17 protein-coding genes are annotated in these 21,773 nt (G+C 38.8%); 4 read left to right on the top strand and 13 right to left on the bottom strand.

Annotated elements, in window-relative coordinates; all coding sequences use genetic code 11:
• Positions 1-8: 8 nt before the first annotated feature.
• From JM79_RS02815 to JM79_RS16305, 7 genes are all read right to left on the bottom strand, one after another.
• Positions 9-575: an AraC family transcriptional regulator gene (locus tag JM79_RS02815; protein ID WP_141876712.1), complete on the bottom strand. Its 567-nt coding sequence runs from the start codon at positions 573-575 to the stop codon at positions 9-11.
• Positions 572-1,795, bottom strand: coding sequence for a TolC family protein (locus JM79_RS02820; protein WP_141876713.1), 1,224 nt, complete (start codon positions 1,793-1,795; stop codon positions 572-574). The genes JM79_RS02815 and JM79_RS02820 overlap by 4 nt, the downstream gene beginning before the upstream one ends.
• Entirely contained in the window at positions 1,792-5,577 is a 3,786-nt protein-coding gene (locus JM79_RS02825) for an efflux RND transporter permease subunit (protein WP_141876714.1), read from the bottom strand. Before JM79_RS02825 ends, JM79_RS02820 begins: the two co-directional genes overlap by 4 nt.
• Before the next feature lie 108 nt (positions 5,578-5,685).
• The gene (locus tag JM79_RS02830) at positions 5,686-6,105 is read right to left on the bottom strand and encodes a hypothetical protein (RefSeq protein ID WP_141876715.1); all 420 of its coding nucleotides are present in this window, start codon (positions 6,103-6,105) and stop codon (positions 5,686-5,688) included.
• A gap of 99 nt (positions 6,106-6,204) precedes the next feature.
• Positions 6,205-7,410 carry a site-specific integrase gene (locus JM79_RS02835; protein ID WP_141879162.1) on the bottom strand — a complete coding sequence of 402 codons (1,206 nt, stop codon included), beginning with the start codon at positions 7,408-7,410 and terminating at the stop codon, positions 6,205-6,207.
• Positions 7,411-7,676: 266 nt separating this feature from the next.
• Positions 7,677-8,087, bottom strand: coding sequence for an NAD(P)H-dependent oxidoreductase (locus tag JM79_RS02840; protein WP_347707217.1), 411 nt, complete (start codon positions 8,085-8,087; stop codon positions 7,677-7,679).
• Between the two features lie 42 nt (positions 8,088-8,129).
• The gene (locus tag JM79_RS16305) at positions 8,130-8,273 is read right to left on the bottom strand and encodes a hypothetical protein (protein ID WP_347707198.1); all 144 of its coding nucleotides are present in this window, start codon (positions 8,271-8,273) and stop codon (positions 8,130-8,132) included.
• A gap of 94 nt (positions 8,274-8,367) precedes the next feature.
• Here JM79_RS16305 and JM79_RS02845 point away from each other — a divergent pair, with 94 nt between their 5' ends.
• The gene (locus JM79_RS02845) at positions 8,368-9,276 is read left to right on the top strand and encodes a LysR family transcriptional regulator (RefSeq protein ID WP_141876716.1); all 909 of its coding nucleotides are present in this window, start codon (positions 8,368-8,370) and stop codon (positions 9,274-9,276) included.
• A gap of 222 nt (positions 9,277-9,498) precedes the next feature.
• On the opposite strand, the gene JM79_RS02850 is transcribed toward JM79_RS02845, so the two are convergent.
• The 3 genes from JM79_RS02850 to JM79_RS02860 form a co-directional block, all read right to left on the bottom strand.
• Positions 9,499-10,044: a lipid-binding SYLF domain-containing protein gene (locus JM79_RS02850; RefSeq protein WP_260443359.1), complete on the bottom strand. Its 546-nt coding sequence runs from the start codon at positions 10,042-10,044 to the stop codon at positions 9,499-9,501.
• A gap of 313 nt (positions 10,045-10,357) precedes the next feature.
• Positions 10,358-10,552, bottom strand: a complete 195-nt coding sequence (locus JM79_RS02855) for a helix-turn-helix transcriptional regulator (protein ID WP_141876717.1) — start codon at positions 10,550-10,552, stop codon at positions 10,358-10,360.
• Positions 10,549-10,959 carry a hypothetical protein gene (locus JM79_RS02860; protein WP_141876718.1) on the bottom strand — a complete coding sequence of 137 codons (411 nt, stop codon included), beginning with the start codon at positions 10,957-10,959 and terminating at the stop codon, positions 10,549-10,551. Before JM79_RS02860 ends, JM79_RS02855 begins: the two co-directional genes overlap by 4 nt.
• Before the next feature lie 194 nt (positions 10,960-11,153).
• On the opposite strand from JM79_RS02860, the gene JM79_RS02865 reads away from it, so the two are divergent.
• The 3 genes from JM79_RS02865 (at position 11,154) to JM79_RS02875 (ending at position 16,418) form a co-directional block, all read left to right on the top strand.
• Complete coding sequence (locus tag JM79_RS02865) at positions 11,154-11,789, top strand: DUF4403 family protein (protein WP_260443360.1); 636 nt, start codon at positions 11,154-11,156, stop codon at positions 11,787-11,789.
• A gap of 1 nt (position 11,790) precedes the next feature.
• Positions 11,791-12,432, top strand: coding sequence for a deoxyribose-phosphate aldolase (gene deoC / locus JM79_RS02870; protein ID WP_141876719.1), 642 nt, complete (start codon positions 11,791-11,793; stop codon positions 12,430-12,432).
• Positions 12,433-12,587: 155 nt separating this feature from the next.
• Positions 12,588-16,418, top strand: a complete 3,831-nt coding sequence (locus JM79_RS02875; RefSeq protein WP_185739453.1) for a triple tyrosine motif-containing protein — start codon at positions 12,588-12,590, stop codon at positions 16,416-16,418.
• 70 nt (positions 16,419-16,488) lie between these two features.
• Here JM79_RS02875 and JM79_RS02880 read toward each other — a convergent pair whose 3' ends face one another.
• From JM79_RS02880 to JM79_RS02890, 3 genes are all read right to left on the bottom strand, one after another.
• Entirely contained in the window at positions 16,489-18,888 is a 2,400-nt protein-coding gene (locus JM79_RS02880) for a glycoside hydrolase family 31 protein (protein ID WP_141876721.1), read from the bottom strand.
• Between the two features lie 63 nt (positions 18,889-18,951).
• On the bottom strand, positions 18,952-20,859 hold the full coding sequence (gene glgB / locus JM79_RS02885; protein WP_141876722.1) for a 1,4-alpha-glucan branching protein GlgB: 1,908 nt from the start codon (positions 20,857-20,859) through the stop codon (positions 18,952-18,954).
• A 269-nt stretch (positions 20,860-21,128) separates the two neighbouring features.
• Positions 21,129-21,692, bottom strand: coding sequence for a diheme cytochrome c-553 (locus JM79_RS02890; RefSeq protein ID WP_141876723.1), 564 nt, complete (start codon positions 21,690-21,692; stop codon positions 21,129-21,131).
• Positions 21,693-21,773 lie beyond the last annotated feature (81 nt).

Below are 21,773 nucleotides of genomic sequence, written 5' to 3' on the forward strand. Positions count from 1 at the left end.
GTTGTTATCTACATAATTTTGTCCAAGGAATTCCTAAAATTTTTCTGTTGGGATTTATAAGCTGTCAAGCTCATTCCCGTCTGATTTTTAAACTGACCGCTCAAATGATTGATATGGCTATAATTCAACATTTGGCTTATTTCAGTAAAATTTGGTTGCTGTGTCTGGATGAGTTCTTTGACTTTTTCAATTTTCAGTTTGATGAAATATTTCTCAATCGTAATACCTTCGGTGGATGAAAAAACCTTGCTTATTTTGGAATAGTCCTGATTCATTTTCTGCATCAATAAATCAGACAGTTTCCCATCCATGTCAAGCGGTAAATCTTCCAGCATTTTCAATAGTTGAATCTTGACCTGCTCGGTAATCCTATCTTCTGCCGAATCGATAATCTCAAAATCATTGTTGATGACGATGTTTTCTAAAACCTTGAGTTGATCCTCATTTTCAATATCCAATTGTACACGGCCCAACTCAATCTCAATCAAACGTATTTCCTGCGCCTCAATTTCATTTTTAAGCACCTTGATACAACGGTTGCACACCATGTTTTTTATGTAGAAATCCTTGATCACGGTTGGTTTATTAAGTAGTTCATCATGGCTTGCTGCTCATAATACATCTGGATCGATGCTATCTGATTCATCTGGAATTTGAGTTGCAGTTCCTGAATATCCAGCACATCGTTGAAATCTATGGTGCCTGTCTCGTAATTCTTGACTAATATCTGCTCCGCATCTCGAGCTTGTTTCAGGTTTTTTTCTTGCGTATGGAATGCTATCTTGGCTTGATTTCGTAGGGAGTTCGCTTTCGCGAAAGCGGATTCCAACACATTCAATTGATTGCTTTTCTGAAATTCTATTTCTTGTTGGCGTAATTCATTCTGCTTTGTGATGGATTTATACCGATTGTTGAAAATGGGAATCGTCATTGTCACCATAGGCATCAAAACGTCCTTTCCATTATCGCTAAACATCGAGTTGTCATTTCCTGTTACTGGCAAATAATCCACGCCAAATCCAAACATAGGTTGCGCTTCCCGTAGATTGAGTAATTCCGATTGGGTTACAGATTCGTAAAGTTTATCGTACTTGAGCAACTCAGGATTGAGCACCAGGTTGTCCATATTATAGACAAGATCATCGGTCGGGATCTCCATCATAATTGGAGTTTCAAGTAAAGTGTTTTCTTCCTGGTTGAGCAGGTTATTGAATGAAATTTGTGCAGCTACAAACTCTTCTTCCAGCACTTCCTTTTGTTGCTGTAGCTCATTTTGTCGTATCTGCAATCGCAGAACGTCGACCGCACTGGCTTTACCAACTTCTACTGATGTGAGCGCTAGTCGCTCATAGGTTTCCAACAATTGGATATTCTCGTCAAGTACCTTTTGCTTAGCTCTTATGGAGTATAACATGTAATAGGATTGAGCGACCTGTAAAGCCAACTTACGCTTTGCGATAGTGACTTCCACATATTCTGCATCTGCCATGGAAGAGGCATAATTTTCCTTTGCAGTAATTGTCCCAAACCAAGGCAACATCTGTTTAAAACCTATGCGTGCTCGTTGCGCGCCCACTCTGGTTTCTGGCTCACTCACAAAATACCCAGCGCTGAATTCAGTATTAGGAATCCAGTTGGCTTCGTTTACCTTTTCTTCGGCGATGTTGTACCGCAATTCAAAGGCTTGGATTTCTGGATTATTGGCTGCGGCTTCCTGAATGTAGGATTGTAATTGTTGCGCTTTCGCGAAAGCGGAAACAAACAAAAACACGAGTATATATTTTAATTTCTTCATCTGTTTGCTCTTTTAAGTTGGTATTCCTTTTTCCAGCTGTATAAGACTGGCAGTAAGAAATAGGACGTAACATCGATTATCATTCCACCAAAAATGGGAATCGCCATCGGTATCATTATATCGCTTCCCTTTCCTGTGGATGTGAGTACTGGTAGTAGTGCCAAAACTGTGGTTACGGTTGTCATCAAACACGGACGGATACGTTTTCCAGCCGCTTCCAAAGTGGCGAGCCTTATACCTTTTTGAGAATCTGGCTCATTGCTTTTGAAGGATTGGTCTAAATAGGTGGCCATTACCACACCATCATCTGTGGCGATACCAAAAAGGGCGATAAATCCTACCCAAACAGCCACACTTAAATTGATGGTTTTCATATTGAACAAGTCCCGTAGATTCTCGCCAAAAAAGCTGAAGTTGAAAAACCAATCCTGACCGTATAACCAAATCATAATGAAACCACCTGCAAAGGCTACAGCAATGGCAGTAAAAACCATAAGAGACGTAGAAACCGACTTGAACTGGAAATACAAAATCAAGAAAATGACCAGCAAACAAAGTGGCACAACTACCGATAGCGTTTTTTCTGCCCGTAATTGATTTTCATACGTTCCTGTAAATCGGTAACTGATTCCTTGTGGTACGACCAAATCGCCATTATCTATTTTCTGCTGAATGAGTGCTTGGGCATTTTCTACCACATCTACTTCTGCAAAGCCATCGAGTTTATCAAACAGCACATAGCCAATTAGAAAAGTATCTTCACTCTTAATGACTTGTGGTCCTTGTTCGTATCGAATTTCAACCAATTCACCCAGCGGTACAGGACTGCCTTTTTCTACGGGAACGTAGATGTTTTTAAGGTCGTCTGGGTTTGCCCGTAGCTCTCGTGGATAACGAACCCGAACGGCATAGCGTTCACGACCTTCCACAGTTTGTGTGAGTGGCATACCACCAACCGCCACTTGAAGGATTTCCTGCACATCCATTATAGATATGCCGTAACGAGCCAATTGGTCTCGCTTAATATCTATGAGCAAGTACGGTTTGCCCACGATTCGGTCTGCAAAAACGGCTTGTTCCTTAACGCCTTCAGCTTGTTTTAGGATGTCTTCCAGTTGAAGTCCAAAGTTTTCTATCGATTTTAAATCGGGACCTTTTACCTTGATGCCCATCGGTGCTCGCATTCCCGTTTGTAGCATTACCAATCGGGTTTCGATGGGTTGCAACTTGGGTGCCGATGTCACGCCTGGTAATTTGGTCACTCGTACAATTTCGTTCCAAATATCGTCTGGACTGCTGATTTCTGGTCGCCAGTTTCGGTAGTATTCGCCATCTTCATCTTCAATCAAATCATTGCTTGTGGCAGTAGTCTTGAGCGAATCTTTTCCATAGTTCACATCTTCATCTATCTCATTGTTTGGGTTAATGATGAATTTGTTGTTTTTCAGTACAAACAGGCCGTCGTCATTAACTTCATAGCGTTGTCGCTTACCAGATTCGTTGCGCATATATTCAGATTTATACTGAATCATATTTTCATACATCGATAATGGTGCTGGATCCAGTGCGCTTTCTGTCCTTCCAGCTTTCCCCACTACGGTTTCAATTTCATGAATACTTGCCACAGCCATATCGAGCTGTTGTAGTACACGCTTGTTTTCTTCAACACCTGCGTGCGGCAAGGATGTAGGCATTAAAAGAAATGAACCTTCGTTGAGTGCTGGCATAAACTCTTTGCCCGTATTACGCATAATAATGAAACCGAGCACGAGCACAGTGGTGGGAATTATCAAGAATAGAAACCTGTTCTGAAGTGCCCATCTCAAGATGCGCTCATAGTAGATTCTAAAAATTGAGAACACGGCCAGCAACCCAAAACAGATGATGGAAACAAATATTAAGTTCATCACGATGCTGCGGTCAAAACCTAATGGTCGCCAGTATTCTGCCAGAAGCAGCACAATCGCTGTGGCCGAAATAATAATATTTATGATGTTCTGGTTCAGCGTGAAGCTGTACTTATAAATATGTAGCTGGTATTCTTTTCTCGCTTTGAGTAAAAAGAAAAAGCCACAAGCCGCAAATGCCACGAGAATCAAACCTAACCAATAGCCATAAATAAATGCAGCCACACCCAATACCGCAAGGACTCCATTCAATAAATGCTTTGAACGTTTCCTGATGTTTGTCTTACGAAAAAGGAATGCTGCAAAAGGCGGAATCAGGAAAAGGGCAATGATAAGCGATGCTGAGAGCGCCATTGTTTTGGTAAAGGCAAGCGGTCGGAATAATTTTCCTTCCGCACCAATCATAGTGAATACAGGAAGGAAACTGATAATCGTTGTTAAAACTGCAGTCAGGATAGCTCCTGAGACCTCCGCAGTTGCGTTGTAAATGATTTCATTTGTTGTGAATGCTATTCCGCTTTCGCGAAAGCGTAATTTTTCATCTTCTAAATGCCGTATCATATTTTCGGCAAGTATGACGCCCACGTCCACCATTGTACCGATGGCAATGGCAATACCTGAAAGGGCAACTATGTTTGCATCTACATTAAAGAGCTTCATCGTAATAAAAACCATCAAAACGGCTACGGGCAACAATCCTGAAATAAGGATGGACGCGCGCAAGTTGAATACCATTATGATAATGACGAGAATAGTTATAAGAATTTCCAGCGTAAGTGCCTCGTTGAGCGTGTCCAACGTTTCTTCTATAAGTTCTGTACGGTCGTAAAATGGAACGATGGTTACTTGTGAAGTGCGACCATCTGCCAAGGTTTTGGTGGGAAGTCCAGAGCTTAATTCTGCAATCTGAGCCTTAACATTATTAATAACCTCCAGCGGATTTGCACCGTAGCGAGCGACTACAACACCACCGACGACCTCGGCACCTTCTTTATCGAGAATACCACGCCTAGTAGCTGGGCCTAAATGAACGTTAGCGACATCTTTGATACGGATGGAAGTGAAATTTTCAGAATATACAACAGCACTTTCAATGTCTGCGATAGACTTTACATAACCCAATCCGCGAACAAGATATTCGGCTTGATTGATTTCGAGCGTTTGTGCGCCTATATCTTGATTGCTCTGCTTTACGGCTTTGACTACATCGCCCATACTCACATTATATTGGCGCATTTTTTCTGGGTCGATATCCACTTGATATTCCTGAACATAACCACCTATGGAAGCCACTTCAGAAACACCACTTGCAGATGATAGCCCGTACTTTACATAGTAATCCTGTATGCTACGCAATTCCTGTAAATCCCAACCGCCAGTTACATTGCCATCTTTATCACGACCTTCCAACGTATACCAAAATATCTGTCCTAATCCTGTGGCATCTGGCCCTAATGATGGGTTAACACCATTAGGTAAAAGGTTTGCAGGAAGTGAGTTCAGCTTTTCAAGTATGCGACTGCGTGACCAGTAGAACTCAATGTCTTCTTCAAAAATGATGTAGATGCTGGAAAACCCAAACATTGAAGAACTACGGATGGTTTTCACCCCTGGAATACCGAGAAGGGAAGTGGTAAGCGGATATGTGATTTGGTCTTCTATATCCTGTGGCGAGCGGCCTTGCCATTTAGTAAAAACAATTTGCTGGTTCTCGCCAATGTCAGGTATGGCATCTACGGCAACTGGGTCTGTTGGCAAAAAGCCAGTTTCCCAATTAAAAGGCGCATTGACCACGCCCCAACCCACAAATAGGACGAGAAGTAGAACGGCAACAAGTTTGTTTTCTATGAGAAATTTAATGCTCTTATTCAGCATGGCATTTGATTATTAGAGTTTTGGAATTGCGTGTTGCAAATAATGGTAAACACGAGTTTTAGCCCACTACAGCGTAGCTGTTGGGCTTCATGCTAAAAATCTAACAAATCAAATTAAGAAAGTCTGGTGCAGCACTTGCACATCCCGTTTGACAAAGGGTCGCGGGTAATCTTCAAAAGGAACTTCTTTAGATTCGGTTCCTTCAAAAAGGTTTATATAAGAAAAGGTAAAAGCAGCGATGAACGTTTGCTGCTCGAATGAAAGCGTGTCAAAAGATATTTTAAGGTCGTCCTTGCCTTCCTTGACTATTTGCTGGTCAGTACAACAGGATTTTTCAGTCATTTTAGGATTCTCACAACTTTTTACGGGTTGCGCTTTTTCCATTCCACAACCTTCAGCCTTTGAGAATAAACTGAAATCGACCAAATTTTCCCCACAATAGTGCATATCCACGGTAAATGACATTGTAGAGAACATCACTACGAAAGCCATCGAAATGGATAATATTTTATGGGACACTTGCTTCATTGTTGCAAAATTACAAAATCTTAACAGTTTTTATTGGGATTAACACAAATTTAATTTGTTTGTTACGTTGAACTGATGTAGAAAATAATCATATTTTATTTAAAAATTAACCACGCTATCCAATGCATCATCAGCATCTTTATGGATGAAATTAGCTTGATAACGTATAGTAGTCGTTACGGAAGAATGACGATATAGTTTCTGTAACATTTGAATTGGGATTTTATCCCCGGATATATTTCCAAAACTATGCCTGGCTATGTGCATACTAATGTTTTTATTTATGCCGAGTTGTTTAGCAGCAATCTTCAGTCTTCTGTTCAAGTTTCTGGTTATAGATTGAGTTCGCTTTGTCACTTCTTCAGAATCGCTAAGGTTTACACTTTTTAACTGGGGAAATACAAGACCGCCATATGATGATTCTTCTTTATATAAATTGAAAATTTCTATAGCCTTATCTGGTACTTTAAGAGAAACTAATTTACTGTTTTTGTTCATTCGATAGTGTAAGCGTCCATCATTGAAATCTGACCACTTTAATTTTAATACATCACCAACTCTTATGCCTGCGAAGTAAAAGCTTACAAGCCAAATATGGATAGCTTTTTGTTGGGCTTCCGTTATTCCTTCTGCATTTTCTAACTTCTGAATCTCTTCTGCTGAGAATCCTATTTTTTGTGATTCGGGAATCCTAATTGTCATTTTTCCTTTACCAAATGGATATAAACCTCTATCGGTAATTGCTTCAGAAATAGCTAAATTAAAGACCGTTCTAATAAGTATAAGATAATTAACTACCGTTCTGGGCGAAAGGCTTTTTTGATGTAAGAGATAGGTTTCAAATTTTTTAAGAACAGTAACATTAAGTTTATTGAACGGAAGTGAATCCTTACCGAGAAATTCCTTGAATTTTTTAAGTCTGCCTAATTCAGTGTCATATTGATGGTGTTTGTTTCTATTCTCAAGATTTTGAAGATGCATTTCTGCTACAGCAAAAAAATCAAGACCTTTAGTAACTATAATTTTATTTTTTATTTCTGAAACCGTCTGATATTCAGGGTTCATTTCAGACTTTATGACCTTATCGTTTGCTTCTGCAACCTTAGTCGCAATAAAATTGTTCAGTATACTGGAATTAGGATGTGATTTCCTAATATTACGATTTTTTTCATCCCAATATTTTTCTTCGATGTATTGACCTGTGTTTAGATAAGAGCTTTTGCGGTCTTTTGTAATCCTAATTGCAATTGGAAGTAATCCAGATTTGTTTTTCTTCTTTCTTAATACTACTCGAACTGTTGCCATCACAAAATATTTTGATTATAAATATACTCATTTTAGGTACAACATAGGTACAACATTTATTGATTTTGTTTGATATTAAATGATATGAAATTTAAATATATATCCTATAAATCATCGATATACAAAGGTATTGTGCTAGTTTATTATATTAGTATCAAAAACTCATAACCCGAAGGTCACTGGTTCGAGTCCAGTTCCCGCTACTAAGCAAAAAGCCATTCATTCGAATGGCTTTTTTTATTTCTATATTCTTCCTTGTTTGAATCTCAAATTTCTTCAAATATCTGACTCAGAAATTGATCGTATTTTTTCAGTTCCCTGGGAACATCTGCGTTCTTTTCCATATCATGAAAATGCATTGAAGCCATAAATTCCAGACCAATAAATTTGTTCATTTTATGGAAGGCATAAAGTGGTCCTTCATCAACACTCTTCTGGTCGAAAAATTCTCCCTCAAGCTTAAAAGCGTCTTCTGGAGCGTTCCAGCTAGTTGTTAGAAGGTATTTCTTCCCTTGCAGACTTCCTCCGGTTCCATAATTAACAGAAGGATTCTTCCTGCTTCTTCCATCGCTTGTATATATTCCATTTTGATGCCCTGCAGTAAAAACCTTGTCTATAAACTCCTTAAATCCAAAGGGAACCTGAAACCACCAGATTGGAGTATGGTAAATAATTATGTCGGCCCATTTATACTTCTCAACTTCTTCTTCTAAATCGTATTATTTTCCAACTTCAGTTGTTCTAACATTAAAGCCTGGTTTATTGGTGAAATAATTTGTCGTATTCTGTAATAGTGTTTTATTAAAACGGCCGGGAGAATGCGCGAACGTATGACCACCGTTGATTACAAAAATATTCTTCATAACTTCTTACATTATTAGTTCGGGACAAATTTAAGAGTCGTCATACTATTATAAAAATAGCATGATTTATACCTTTGTATTAAAATAGTAATAGATGGTTAGTATGGAATGGTATCGCACCTTTGTAGCGATCTATGAGAGAAGCACCTTAACAAAGGCTGCCGAGGCCTTATTTACAAGTCAGCCAGGGGTAAGCGTTCATTTAAATGCGCTGGAATCCTATATAGGTCGTAAACTCTTTGAAAGGACATCGCGTAGAATGATCCCGACAGAAGAAGGTAAACAACTTTACAATTTTGTGCTGGATGCGGTTAAGAAACTGGAAAAAGCTGAACAGCATTTTAAGAAAACTTCCCAGGAAGAAATACCTTCCATTAATATTGGCATGTGTACTGAAACCTTTCAAACGATACTCGAACCTGAAATTTCAAGTTTGGATTTTAATCTGCTGGCAAAATTTGGAGATCATGAAGAACTAATTAAGGATCTAAATAATGGCATTCTGGATTTAGTCATAACGCCTAAGTTTGATACTAAAAACTCTCTTGCTACATATGAAGCATTTACGAAAGAGAATATCGTAATGGTGGCTGGAAAAGATTCGGAATTAAAAGAGATAAAATCTTTAATCGACAATGAAAGTTTTGGTGAGCTTGAGAAGACATTAAAAAAGCAAACCTGGTATAGCGCATATAATGAGATGGACCACTTTAGACGTTTCTGGTATGAAAACTTTAAAAAGAGGGTTGATTTTAAACCGAATTACATTTTGCCAAATATTGGTTCTATTATAAGATCTATAGAGAATAATAAAGGGTTTGCAATAGTGCCTGATTTTTTAGTAGATGATTCACTCAGGGATGCTAAGATTCAACTGGTGTGGTCTGGTAAAAAAGAAGTCAGTAATATTCTCTACTTCGCTACTCGCAGTGATCTAAAGCATAAAGAAGAAACTGCAGTTATTAAAAGTATTTTCAGAAGAAAAATGATAAAGTTGAAATAAAGTGATTACAAAAGTATTTCGAGCTACATGCATTAAATTTTATTTCTAGATGCAATGTCTATAATCTCAATCTAGCAGAACTTAGATAGTTCTTTGGGCTGGCATATTTAGTCAGGCTCCTCATATTATGTATACAGATTGTAATCGAGTCCATCATGTAAACTCTAAAAACAAAAAAACCGACCCAAGGGTCGGTTTTTGACTATTTTATAATACCTGATATTACATTGCAGTGTATCCAAATCTCTGTCCTGCAACAGATACTCCGACCATCGCACCAGCTTTAGGCATAGTTGCTACAGCTGTACCATCAGTAAACTTGATAGTTTTAGATTTTCCTTTTTCTAGAATTACCGCAGTGGCATTTCCAGATAATTCATAATCTCCTTCTTGAAACTTGTTAAGGTCTTCTTCATTTTCGAAGAAAATTACTTCTCGGTAAGCTTTTCCACCAACCTGCAGTCCTACATCAACTTGCTTCAAGTTAGCATATCCTACCATTGTTCCGTTTTCGTAAACAATTCCGTTTCCTGAAGCACCACCTATGATATAGGCTCCTTTTCCAACATTCGGGAAAATTGCGTATCCAGCGGAACTTGCAAATAACTCAGCCAAATTAGGTTCTGCTGCGGTCATCGCTGCTTTAGCTTCCGTAGCATCAGCTTTAAGATCGGTCATATCTCCGGTCTTTGTGGATCCACAACTTACTATTCCAACGAATAACATTAGTAATCCGGTCTTCTTTAAGTAAACATTTAAATTTTTCATGACTTATTTTTTTGGTGAGTCAAAACTAATTGAATCATATAACAAGTGCTGTTAAGCTCACGTTATTTGGGAATATCTTAAAGCAGAACCTAAATACGATGTTAAAATATATCCTGTTAATGTAGTTTCACTAGTCTCGAATAATATTTATAACCCATTAATATTTAGTGTACTACAAATATTTGGTATTGAATTGAGCTAATAATAAAAGCTATTGAGTTAAGCCATGCTCGGTAATCTAGATACTTTAGCTTTTGAATTTAGTTAAATGTTAGGGGCTCGACTTGTAGGGAATCGGCCCCTTTTTTTATGCTTAATTTTCAGCTTCGAAAATTTCTTCAATTGTTTTTTCAAATAGGTGGGAGAGTTTGAAGGCTAAAGGTAAACTTGGGTCGAACTTTCCTTTCTCTATAGCATTGATGGTTTGCCTGGATACATTCAACCTTTTCGCGAGTTTAGCCTGGGTCAAATCATGCTCGGCTCTTAAAATTTTGATTCTGTTTTTCATCGATACCTGAATTGTCCAATTACTACTCCTGCGAAATAGCTTAACCCAATCACAATTACCAGATGCGATATTTCAGCATCGAAATTAATAAGGTTTGTAACATCCATTGTCGAGTAACTAATTCCCAGGATGAGCGCTATCCCCAGTGCAAGGCCCATAGCTTCAAGGTGTATCTTTCTTTGTAACTCGTCCAGGATTTTCAAGTGCTTTATGTAGGCGATGATCATTCCAACTCCAATTAGTAGATTGATGATTAGTAAAATGGTCGTGATCGTATTATTGCCAGACCATAGATATAGATTTCCAAATACCACCACTGCCAGGGATGTAACCCAAAGTGTGGTCCATAATGCCAGAAGCTTTGTGCGCCCGGTAGTACAGTTTTCGTTTGTTGATGTAGTTTCCATGTTGTAAAGTTTATTTGACACAAATATACAAAAAGAATCTAATTAGAATGGTTTATTTTACAAAAAGTAAATAACACTTTACACTTTATTTATTTTTCCAGCATTTCTATGATGATAAGATTTTGCTAAACTCATCCTGTATCCATTCTGAAACCTAAGTTTTCTATATCTTCGAATCTCTCAAATCTTTCAAAATGATGACTGACACAAAGCGAAAAATTTCTGAAGCCGACTTTGATATTACCATTCCTATAAAGATTGGTTATCCTGCGCTAAATGATTTTCTAAAGCAGAAACTGGTTGGTGAGATCATCAGCAAAGAGAATGAGGAAGGCGAAAAGTCTAACTACGCCCAGATCCTGGACATTACTATGGAGAAAAGTGAAAATCCAGAGTACGATCTATGTCTGCCCGTTACGGTGCAAACGCTTACTAGTTTATTTAAGAATAAGCAGGTTAAATTTTTGTTCTACGCAAGTTTGCATCTAGATCGTGAACTACAAAAAATTGAACTTGCAAATTATGAGATCGATGGGCAGAATAACAACTGGCTTGTAAATCAGGCATTGGAAACTGTCGTGAACAAATGGTTGTACGCTAAGTTGAAGGAAAAAATGAATTTTAATTTCATGCCTCAACTGGAAGAGCAAATGAATTCTTTGAACAATAAACTGGAGAATAAAATAGAAGCAAAGGAGGGCATCAATCTTATTGGCTTCCTTGAAGATCTTGAAGTTGCTCAGTTTAAGGCAGATGAAAATGACCTTTGGATCTCTATGCGTTTAAAGGCAAATGGTGTGGTTGAAATAGATAAAATTAAACTTCCCTAATATGAAGCTAAATCAGTATATCGATCATACGCTATTAAAACCTGATGCCAGTCCTCAGGCAGTTATAAAACTTTGTCAGGAAGCGATAAATTATGAGTTCTATGCGGTTTGTGTTTCCGGATGCTATGCAAATTTAGCTGCAAAGCAAGTTAGACAATCTGATGTAAAGCTAGCCGTTACTATAGGCTTCCCATTGGGTTCATCAACTTCGGAAGCAAAAGTGCAAGAGGCCAGAATTGCGGTCGAACAAGGTGCAGATGAGATCGACATGGTTCTGAATATTGGTTTTCTTAAAGCTGGTTTGACTGAAGAAGTAGAAGAGGAAATAAGATCAATAAAGTCGGTAATTGGAGAAAAGATTCTCAAAGTCATTCTGGAAACCTGTTACCTAAGTAGTTCTGAAATTGCTACAGCCTGTAAGATTTCAGAAAAAGCCGGAGCAGACTTTGTAAAAACTTCTACAGGTTTTGGAACGGCCGGTGCAACTTTAGAACATATTAAACTTATGAAGCAAAGCATTGGTGACCATATGAAAATCAAAGCTTCAGGAGGAATTCGCGATAAGGAGACAGCTGTAGAATATATAATTGCCGGTGCAGATCGCATTGGAACCTCTTCCGGAATTCAGATTGTTTCCGGCTAATAGCTCTCATAGGATTTTTCTTACTTCATTTTGTTCATATCGTCTTAATAACTAGGTTCTAAAGTCTTTGTTTACAGAACTTTAATAAGTCGAATTTTACCTAAATTATTCCTGCTTAACTTATAATTTCTGTTGATTTGAGACAATCTAATATAGTGTTCCGGTTATTCCTTGTAGTTTTTATGGGAATGATTGTGAAGGGTACGGCACAGGTTCATAAATCTCTGCAGGAAGTCAGGATGATCAATAGCTTTACTAATGCTGAAAATGTCCATATTCAGCAGGCTAACGGGGATCATCTTTGGATCACAACACCACTAAAAGTTATTCGATATAACTCTGCGGAAGTAGAGGATTACAACAAATTTCGGGGTATTCCCGCTGAGATTGGGAAACAATATAATGCTACTTTGACAGATTCCAGGGGGCAGGTATGGCTTACCGGAGACAAAGGTATTGCTGTTCTCGAGAGCGGAAAACAGGATTTTAGATTTGTTAGTTCCATGCCCGGGAAGGTCTATGAGATGCTGGAAGACCCGGTGGGTCAGTTATGGCTGGCTGCAGAAAACGGTATTTTCAAGCTGAACGTCGATTCAGAAGCCAAAGATTTCGGACTTTCAAGATTTCTTTCTGAAAATACGCAGGCAACAACTTCCACTATCTTTAACGATGAAATTATTTTTGCCGGGCCAAATGCTGTGATCGCTATTAATAGAAGATCCGGGAAATTCAGACGACTTAAAACTTCATATTACGAAAATCTGGAGTTTACAGCACTTTTACCATTCGGCAATAAATTGTTACTGGCTACCAACAGAAAGGGTATGTTCGAATTTGATGCGCAACTAGATAGATTTCAGAAGATCTACAGGTTGCCTTTCGATCTTACCAGAGGTCATATTACAGATTTACTCAAAACCAACGAAAAGGTCATTGCTCTTACCCGTGATAATGGGGTGTATAAATTCGATGAGGAACTAAAGTTTATTAAAAAAGAGGAAAGCTTTCCGAAGCAATTATTTGCAGCTCAGTTAAATGATAAAAATTTACTCTGGCTAGTTGGAAACGACGGACTCTATTTGAAAAATCTATCTTCAGAATCAATATGGCAGCTACATCATGATCCTGCGAAATATTCGAGTCTGGCAGGTAATAGGTTAAGTGCCATGGCGACAGATTCTCGCGGACACGTTTGGTTTGGAACCAGTGAAGGCCTGAGCATCTGGAATCCTGAGACCGATCGCTATAGTCATATCAAAAATTTAAACTACAAAAAAGCCAGACAAAATCCCGATAAGATAACTTCCATTGCTGCTAACGGAAAGTATGTTTGGGTTGCGACCAGCGAAGATGGAGTGTATAAGATTAATATCAATACACTTCTTAGAGCTCATTATGCACCCACAGCACTTTACAAAACAGAGGTTCTGGAGGCAAATACATTATTTATTGACTCTTCTGAAAATACATGGATAGGTGGCGAAACAGGTTATTTGACCAGGATCAGTACTTCCAATGAGATCAAAACCTTTCCATTAAAAGAAGTTCAGGCAATTGCAGAACTCGGACCCAGAAAACTGATCGTAGCAACCAGGAATCGTGTTCATTCCATAGATCCCGTAAGTGGTCGTATTAGCGATCTTGATAATCTTACTGCCAGCGAAACCATGCATTATTATGCGATTAACCAATTGTATATCACGCAGGAAGGTATAGGTCTATTTGCAACAGAAGGCACAGGTTTGATCGCGTACAATTTCGAAACGGAGGCTTTAGAAATCTTTGATGAAGAATTTGGATTACCGTCTAATAATGTGGAAGGAGTGATCGTGGAGGATGAAAATTACTGGATCTCTACAGATGAAGGCCTTGCTAGTTATGACCCAGGCGAGAAGAACTTAAGAGTATTTAGCGAATTAAACGGACTTACAACTTCTGAACTAACTACAGGTTTTACTAAAATGACCAACGGTTCCCTTGTTCTGGGTACCGCAAATGGGGTCAATATTTTTAAGCCGAAAAGTATGCTGGCGCAGCAGGAACTGAAACCAGAAGTGGAATTCAGAACTCTTATGCAAGCTTCAGTTCGTAATGAAAAGCAAAGAAGGATCTCATTATTAAGTGGTTCGATCATCGAAGTAAAAGAAAATACTGGTTTCCAGGTAGCATTTCAGGGATTATCATTCTGGACTCCAGATGAATTGCTTTATAGCTGGAGAATGCAGGGAATCGAAGATGAATGGTCCAAACCTTCAAAAGTGAATTCAGCGAGTTATGCCAGTCTGCCTCCGGGAAATTATATGTTCGAAGTAAGGTCAAAACTACCAAATTCCAGTTGGTCTGAAGTTAAGCAGATTCCCGTAGAAGTCGCAGCAGTTTCAGGAGGAATTGGAGTGGTGTATCTATTTATGGGCATTGGAATTATAGCGGCTGTGATCATATTTGCATATGTATTTGTGCTTCGTTCCAGAAATGCCGATAGACAGGCCAAGGAAGAACTTAGAGCAAAACTGCAACAGGAGTTTCAGAAACCTGTAGAAAGCGCGGTACAATCCTTAAGTAAAATATCAGCTTCCAAAGATACGGATAGCCATGAGGATCTACAGCGATATGCTGCAAGGTTTGATGATCTGTTCAACCAGATCCTGAATTTTAATTATGAAGAATCTGTCTATGAAATTTCCAGTATAAAATTAGATGCACATCTTCCAGAGGTGGTAAGTGAGATCGAACCTGTCTACAAATTAAAAGATCTCGATTTGATCATTAATAACCATTGGGGAGAAGAACCTTTTTATTACAATCTCGAGATGCTGGATAAGATCTTTTTTAGTTTGATATCGGGAAGTGCCGGATATTCGGTTAAAAATGGAAAGATCATTCTAAATCTTATTCGTACTGGTGCTGGAGATCTAAAAGTTCAGATTACAGATACCGGAAAAGGAATTCCTGCGCAGGATATTAAGTTGCTGGAAAAGAAGCGTGGTCTGGATCAACGAATGAAATTCAGAGATAAGAGCGGACTTCGTTATATCCTTAAAGCTATGGAACTCATTAATAAAGCAGGTGGAAGCTTCAATTTTGAAACGCAAAGTAATGAAGGTTCAACATACACAGCGGTATTAAAGAACAGGCAGGAAGATTATCGCAGAGTGCCACAACGAGCTGCCGGTATCCTTCAGTCAAAAAACACTCAGAAAGCAATTGCTGAATCCCTTCCGAAGGAAATTGAGAATATTAGTGGCAGTAAGATATTGATTATTGATTCTGAAACTTCCTCTAGGGAACTGCTGGCGAATTCAATTGGTCAACATTGCCAGGTTTATCAGGCGGCAACGGCTGAAGAGGGCATTGAGAAAGCAAATATGATCTTCCCAGATATCATTATTGCAGCGAGTATGCTATCAGATATGAACACTATTCAGCTATCTAAAATGCTTAGACGTAATCCGGGTCTAAATCATATCAATATTTTTATGATTACTAGTGAAGGTCAGCAATTCGACGCAGAACAGGTAGCTGAAATCTCAGAACTTATCAGTCAACCTCTGAATATGTCATTATTGATGAACAAGATCGCTTCAACCTTGAAAAGTCAGCAGGAATTTCGAGAAGACTTCATCAAAAGTCATTTGCAAAGTGGTCAACTGGCTTACAGGTCTGAGCGTGATAGAAAATTTATTCAGGAATCAAAACAGACTATCCTTGATAATATCGAAAAAGATAATTACACAGTGCACGATCTTAGCGCATCCTTAGGTATTTCAAGCAACACATTGTTTATGAAACTTAAAAGTCTGGTGAACCTTTCACCTCAGGAATTTATAGAGTTTGTTCATGCAGAATTCGGAAGAGAATTGCTGAACGATGGAGACTTTAATACCATGGAGGTTGCCTACAAGGCTGGATTCTCGAGTCCAAAACGCCTTCAGGAAAGTCTGAAGAAATTCTACGGAAAAGATTATAAGTCAATAGTAGAGCGGTAATTTCCATTATCCATTCCATAAAAAAAGCCTGTTCACAAGAACAGGCTTTTTACTTTCTAATAATAGTGATTTATCCTACCAGTTGTAGTTCACTAAAATCTTTTTTAATGATCATGCTTTTTTCTTCAGCATTGTATTGAAGTGTTTCTAATGGCACTTCTTCATTTTCGTAGAATACTCTTCTAATTTCAAATGGAAGTCCGTGTAAATTTAGCTTAAAAGTGTCATAGGAAGCTGAGAACTTTCCGCTCTTATGCTGCTGGATGATCACCTCATCTTCCTTACCTGTTAGCTTAAATGTGCGAAGGCTATAGATGTTTTGTCGGTATTCATACCCATCATGCGCATCTTCATAAAATTCTGAATTCTCTTTTCCTAGTTTGTAATATACATCAAGCGTCATTTGTTCAATCTCTACCTGATCTACATATTGCTGGATCGGGTATTTAGGAATTATTGCTCCGGCCTTGATAAATATAGGTACGATATCCAGTGGCGCGTCAACCCAAATTTCCTTACCACCATTTACCAGGTTATCGTTCCAGAAGTTGTACCACTGGCCTTTTGGAATATACATTCTTCGTCCCTGTACATTTGGTTCCTGAATTGGGCACACCAGGATCTGGTTTCCGAAGATAAATTCATCAGATCTATAGTGGGTTTGCACATCTTCCTGATCAAAATAAACCAGCGGTTTTAGAATTGGCTGCCCTTCCTGGACGTAATTATAGAACGCAGTGTATAAATATGGCAATAGCTGATAACGCAATTCTACGAACTTCCTGCTAATGTCAAGTACGTCCTCTCCGAAGAACCATGGTTCCTGTTCGCCATGATCTCCCGAGGAATGAACACGGCAGAAAGGATGAAATATTCCTAGTTGTATCCATCTGGTATAAAGTTCTCCTGAAGGCTGCTCGGCAAAACCACCAATATCAGATCCGGCAAAGCTCATTCCGCTCATACAAAGTCGTTGTATCTGGACATTTGCAAGCCATAAATGTTCCCAGGTAGCTACGTTGTCACCAGTCCAGGTTGAAGTATAGCGCTGTCCTCCAGAATAATTAGCCCTGGTAATAATGAACGGCCGCTTCGGGAAATTGAATTTTTTAACTCCTTCATAGGTGGCTCTCGCCATCTGCATTCCGTAGATATTATGAGCTTTTCTATGGCTACATGCATGACCATCATAATCATGTCTAACATCCAGCGGGAAAGTTTTTCCTGGAACCTCCATCACTGCCGGTTCGTTCATATCGTTCCAGACTCCTTTTACTCCAATTTCACCAATAAGTTCCCTGTATAAACCGCTCCACCATTCCCGTACATCGGGATTAGTGAAATCGGGGAAGTAACATTCCCCTGGCCAGACCTTACCTCGCATGTATGGTCCATCTGCACGGCGGCAGAAATAGTCTTTGTCTAAAGCTTCTTTAAAAACGTCATAGCTCAGGTCTATTTTAATACCTGGATCTATGATGGCAACGGTTTTAAATCCATCTTCTTCCAGTTCACGAACCATTCGTTTAGGATCTGGAAAAAATTCTTTGTTCCACGTAAAGCAACGGAAACCTTCCATATAGTCAATATCCAGGTAAATCGCATCACATGGAAAATTCAATTCCCTGAATTTTGAAGTGATTTCCTTGACCTTGCTTTCAGGATAATAGCTCCATTTACACTGGTGAAATCCCAATGCCCACATTGGTGGCAATTCCGGTTTACCGGTAAGATCTGTATACGTCGTGAGGACATCGGTCATTTGCGGACCGTAGATGAAATAATAATTCATCTCCCCACCATCTGCCCAAAAGCTGGTTACATTTCTACGTTCACTACAAAAATCAAAATGTGTTTTAAATGTGTTGTCGAAAAAGATTCCGTAGGAAATATTTTGTTGAAGCCCCATGTAGAAAGGAACCGCTTTATAAAGTTCGTTCGTATCTTTTCCGTAAGCATATTGATCTGTATTCCAGAGGCTCAGTCTTTTACCCTTTAAATTGAAGTTGGTTGGCTTGTCTCCAAGTCCGAAATAACTTTCCTGGTCTTTCGAAGATTTGCTCATTTTCACAAAATTCCCTCCAAACTCAAAGCTTTCTTCCCAATGGAAACCGAGTTCGTCTTCCAGAATGATCTTGCCGCTATGTTCATACATACCTACACGAAGATCGTCTTTGGCGACTTTACAAATGAACTTTTCGGTCTTTACAACTACGTGTGTTTCGTTTTCAGAAATTTCCAGGTGATTAAATCCATGAGGATGGTTTTGATCTACTGCATATGAAAAGTCGTGCTCAAAAATACCATTCGTGGTATATCGAAATCGCATCATGTTGTCCCGAAGGATCGTTAACTGTAGCCTTACGCCATTTTTCGTGATAAAATTTACGGTATCCTGATCGTGTTCATAAGAAATCAGGCTGGTAGGGTATAGATTCCCCTTATGTTCAAGTTCTGTATTTGTAATCATTTTTCTTAGCTTCTAATTATTCCGGCGATCAATAGTTGCAGCCAGAGTATGATTTTTTTGATATTATGCAAGTTTAAATACCACTGTTGCGAGTGGAGGAATAGTAATTTTTGCTGAAAATTCTTTCCCGTGAAAAGCTTCTTTTTCGATTTTAATAGCATTATTCGTTACTCCAGATCCTCCGTATTTCGCAGCATCTGAATTATAAATCTCTTTTAGTTTTCCCTTCTTCGGAAGACCAATGGTATATTCTTTCAGGACGGTGGGAGTAAAATTACATACAACTGCCAGTATTTCTTTTTCTGAAGTTCCCTTTCTCAAATAACTAATCACCGAATTCTGATTGTCATCAAATGAGATCCATTCAAATCCTTCTTCACTGAATTGGTTATCGTATAATGCAGGTTGTTTTTTATAAAGTATGTTGAGGTCGGTAAGTGCTTTCTTGATACCATTATGAGTATCCTGTTCCAGCAAATGCCAGTCCAGGCTGGTATTGTAGTTCCATTCTGCATACTGTCCCAGCTCAGCTCCCATAAATAAAAGTTTCGCTCCGGGATGTGTATACATATAACTATACATCAATCTCAAATTTGCGAAACGCTGCCAGTCGTCACCCGGCATTCTGCCAAGTAATGATTTTTTCCCGTAGACAACTTCATCGTGACTTAAGGGTAATACGAAGTTTTCAGTAAATGTATAGGTCATACTGAAGGTAATATCATTTTGATGATACCTGCGATGAATTGGATCCTTTTTAAAATATTCCAGGGTATCGTGCATCCAGCCCATCATCCATTTCATTCCAAAACCTAAACCTCCATGGCTTACCGGCCTGGAAACTTTAGGAAATGAGGTGGATTCTTCAGCAATTGTTTGTACTCCCTGGAAGCTGCTATAAACTTCAGTATTAAGATCTTTAATAAAGCTAATGGCATCAAGGTTTTCTCTTCCGCCTTCAGCATTAGGTTCCCATTCACCATCTTCTCTTGAATAATCCAGGTATAACATGGAAGCTACGGCATCAACACGAAGTCCGTCAATATGATATTTATCCAGCCAGAAAACTGCGTTGCTAATTAGAAAGGAGCGCACTTCATTTCTGCCATAATTAAAAATAAGACTTTTCCAGTCCTGGTGATAGCCTTTTCGGGGATCTGGATGTTCGTATAGATGCGACCCATCAAATTTACCTAGACCATGTTTATCTTCAGGAAAATGTGAAGGCACCCAATCCAGAATAACTCCAATTCCCGCTTTGTGAAAAGCATCCAGCAATTGCATGAATTCCTGGGGATCGCCAAACCTGGAGGTTGGAGCAAAATATCCAGTTAATTGATAGCCCCAGCTCGGGTCGTAAGGGAATTCCATAATTGGCATGAATTCTACATGCGTGAATTCCATTTCCTTTACATAACCAACCAACTCATCTGCCATTTCAAGGTAAGTAAGAGAACGGTTTTCGAGGGTATTCTTTCTCCACGAGCCAAGATGAACTTCATAAACAGAATAAGGCTTATCCAGTGCATTCACCTCTTCACGACGGGACATGAACTTCTTATCCTTCCATTTATAATCCAGATCCCAGACAATAGAGGCTGTATTTGGTGGGTGTTCACATCTTAAAGCGTAAGGATCAGCCTTTTCAAGAATTTCTCCATCGTTATTAGATACTATTCTGAATTTATACTTATCACCTTTTTTTACACCCGGAATAAAACCTTCCCAGATGCCACTTTCATCCCAGCGTACATTTAGAGAATGGTCATCAATATTCCAGTAATTAAAATCTCCAATTACAGAAACCGACTTTGCCGAAGGAGCCCAGACAGAAAAGTAAACCCCATCCTGTCCTTCATGTGTTATTAAATGAGCACCGAACTTTTCGTACAGTCTGTAGTGTTTACCCGATCTAAAAAGTGAAATGTCAAATTCTGTAAATAATGAGTAAACCTGTACTTCCTGTTTCATGCGTCGTTTTTAATTGTATTTACGGTTAAATTTTATTTTTAAAAATTCTCTGTTGAATTAGACCCAGATTTGATTCCTGAAATTACCGATCAGGAAATAAAAATAACAAACTGATATTTAAAAATACCGGCAATCTCAAAGTTGTTTCAGTTTTTGAGCTTTAATTGAGGAGTTTATAGTGAAATCCTGTATTCGTTTATAATTTGCTGAGGATTAAGTTTTAAACGGTTAATTTATTGCAGATTCCCGAATAATATAAATGCATAAAATTAGGCATTCTGGAGACTATCGAGTTTATTAGGCGCCACCGGAGCGAGTACGGCATTATCAACAGGCTTAGTGGACTTTAAATAACGAAAAATAGACTCAAGATCTTTATCGGTCAGCTCGCTGTAATTTTGCCACGGCATAGGTGGCAAGATCATCCTGCCACCGGAATCTCCTTTGAGTTTCCCTTCTCTTATGGCAGTTTTGAACCTTCGCATGCTCCAGTTACCCAGTCCCGTGTCACTCGAGGTAAGATTTGAAGCATAACTAATTCCCCATGGACCTATGGCCACGGTAAGATCGCCGCTCATTTGTATCCATCCATTTTTTATCGCTTCTGAAGAAAACGTAGGAAGACTATCTCCTGCCTGGTAACCTGAAAGTGCTAACTCTGGTATAACCTGTGGACCTCTTTCTGTCATTCGTTTTGGCGAATGGCAATCATGGCAACCTATGGTATTCACGAGGTATTCTCCATGCGAAATACTGTCCTGAAGGCTAAGTTCTTCAACTGGAACTTCAGCGTAATCTCGCTTATCCTGACAGGAAATAAGTAAGATATTCAAAGCTAAGAAGCTAGTAATTATAAATTTGAATAAGATCGATGGGCTTTTTTTAGAAATTTCCATAAGATTGCAATTAGTTGA

Source organism: Gramella sp. Hel_I_59 (assembly GCF_006714895.1).
In the GTDB taxonomy this organism is placed as follows: domain Bacteria; phylum Bacteroidota; class Bacteroidia; order Flavobacteriales; family Flavobacteriaceae; genus Christiangramia.

Coding starts and splice junctions, on each gene's coding strand:
- JM79_RS02855 (WP_141876717.1), bottom strand. CDS start 10,552: ATGAAAAACAGAATCAAAATTTTAAGAGCCGAGCATGATTTGACCCAG.
- JM79_RS02880 (WP_141876721.1), bottom strand. CDS start 18,888: ATGATTACAAATACAGAACTTGAACATAAGGGGAATCTATACCCTACC.
- JM79_RS02820 (WP_141876713.1), bottom strand. CDS start 1,795: ATGAAGAAATTAAAATATATACTCGTGTTTTTGTTTGTTTCCGCTTTC.
- deoC (WP_141876719.1), top strand. CDS start 11,791: ATGAAGCTAAATCAGTATATCGATCATACGCTATTAAAACCTGATGCC.
- JM79_RS02835 (WP_141879162.1), bottom strand. CDS start 7,410: ATGGCAACAGTTCGAGTAGTATTAAGAAAGAAGAAAAACAAATCTGGA.
- glgB (WP_141876722.1), bottom strand. CDS start 20,859: ATGAAACAGGAAGTACAGGTTTACTCATTATTTACAGAATTTGACATT.
- JM79_RS02830 (WP_141876715.1), bottom strand. CDS start 6,105: ATGAAGCAAGTGTCCCATAAAATATTATCCATTTCGATGGCTTTCGTA.
- JM79_RS02865 (WP_260443360.1), top strand. CDS start 11,154: ATGATGACTGACACAAAGCGAAAAATTTCTGAAGCCGACTTTGATATT.
- JM79_RS16305 (WP_347707198.1), bottom strand. CDS start 8,273: ATGAAGAATATTTTTGTAATCAACGGTGGTCATACGTTCGCGCATTCT.
- JM79_RS02850 (WP_260443359.1), bottom strand. CDS start 10,044: ATGAAAAATTTAAATGTTTACTTAAAGAAGACCGGATTACTAATGTTA.
- JM79_RS02845 (WP_141876716.1), top strand. CDS start 8,368: ATGGTTAGTATGGAATGGTATCGCACCTTTGTAGCGATCTATGAGAGA.
- JM79_RS02860 (WP_141876718.1), bottom strand. CDS start 10,959: ATGGAAACTACATCAACAAACGAAAACTGTACTACCGGGCGCACAAAG.
- JM79_RS02825 (WP_141876714.1), bottom strand. CDS start 5,577: ATGCTGAATAAGAGCATTAAATTTCTCATAGAAAACAAACTTGTTGCC.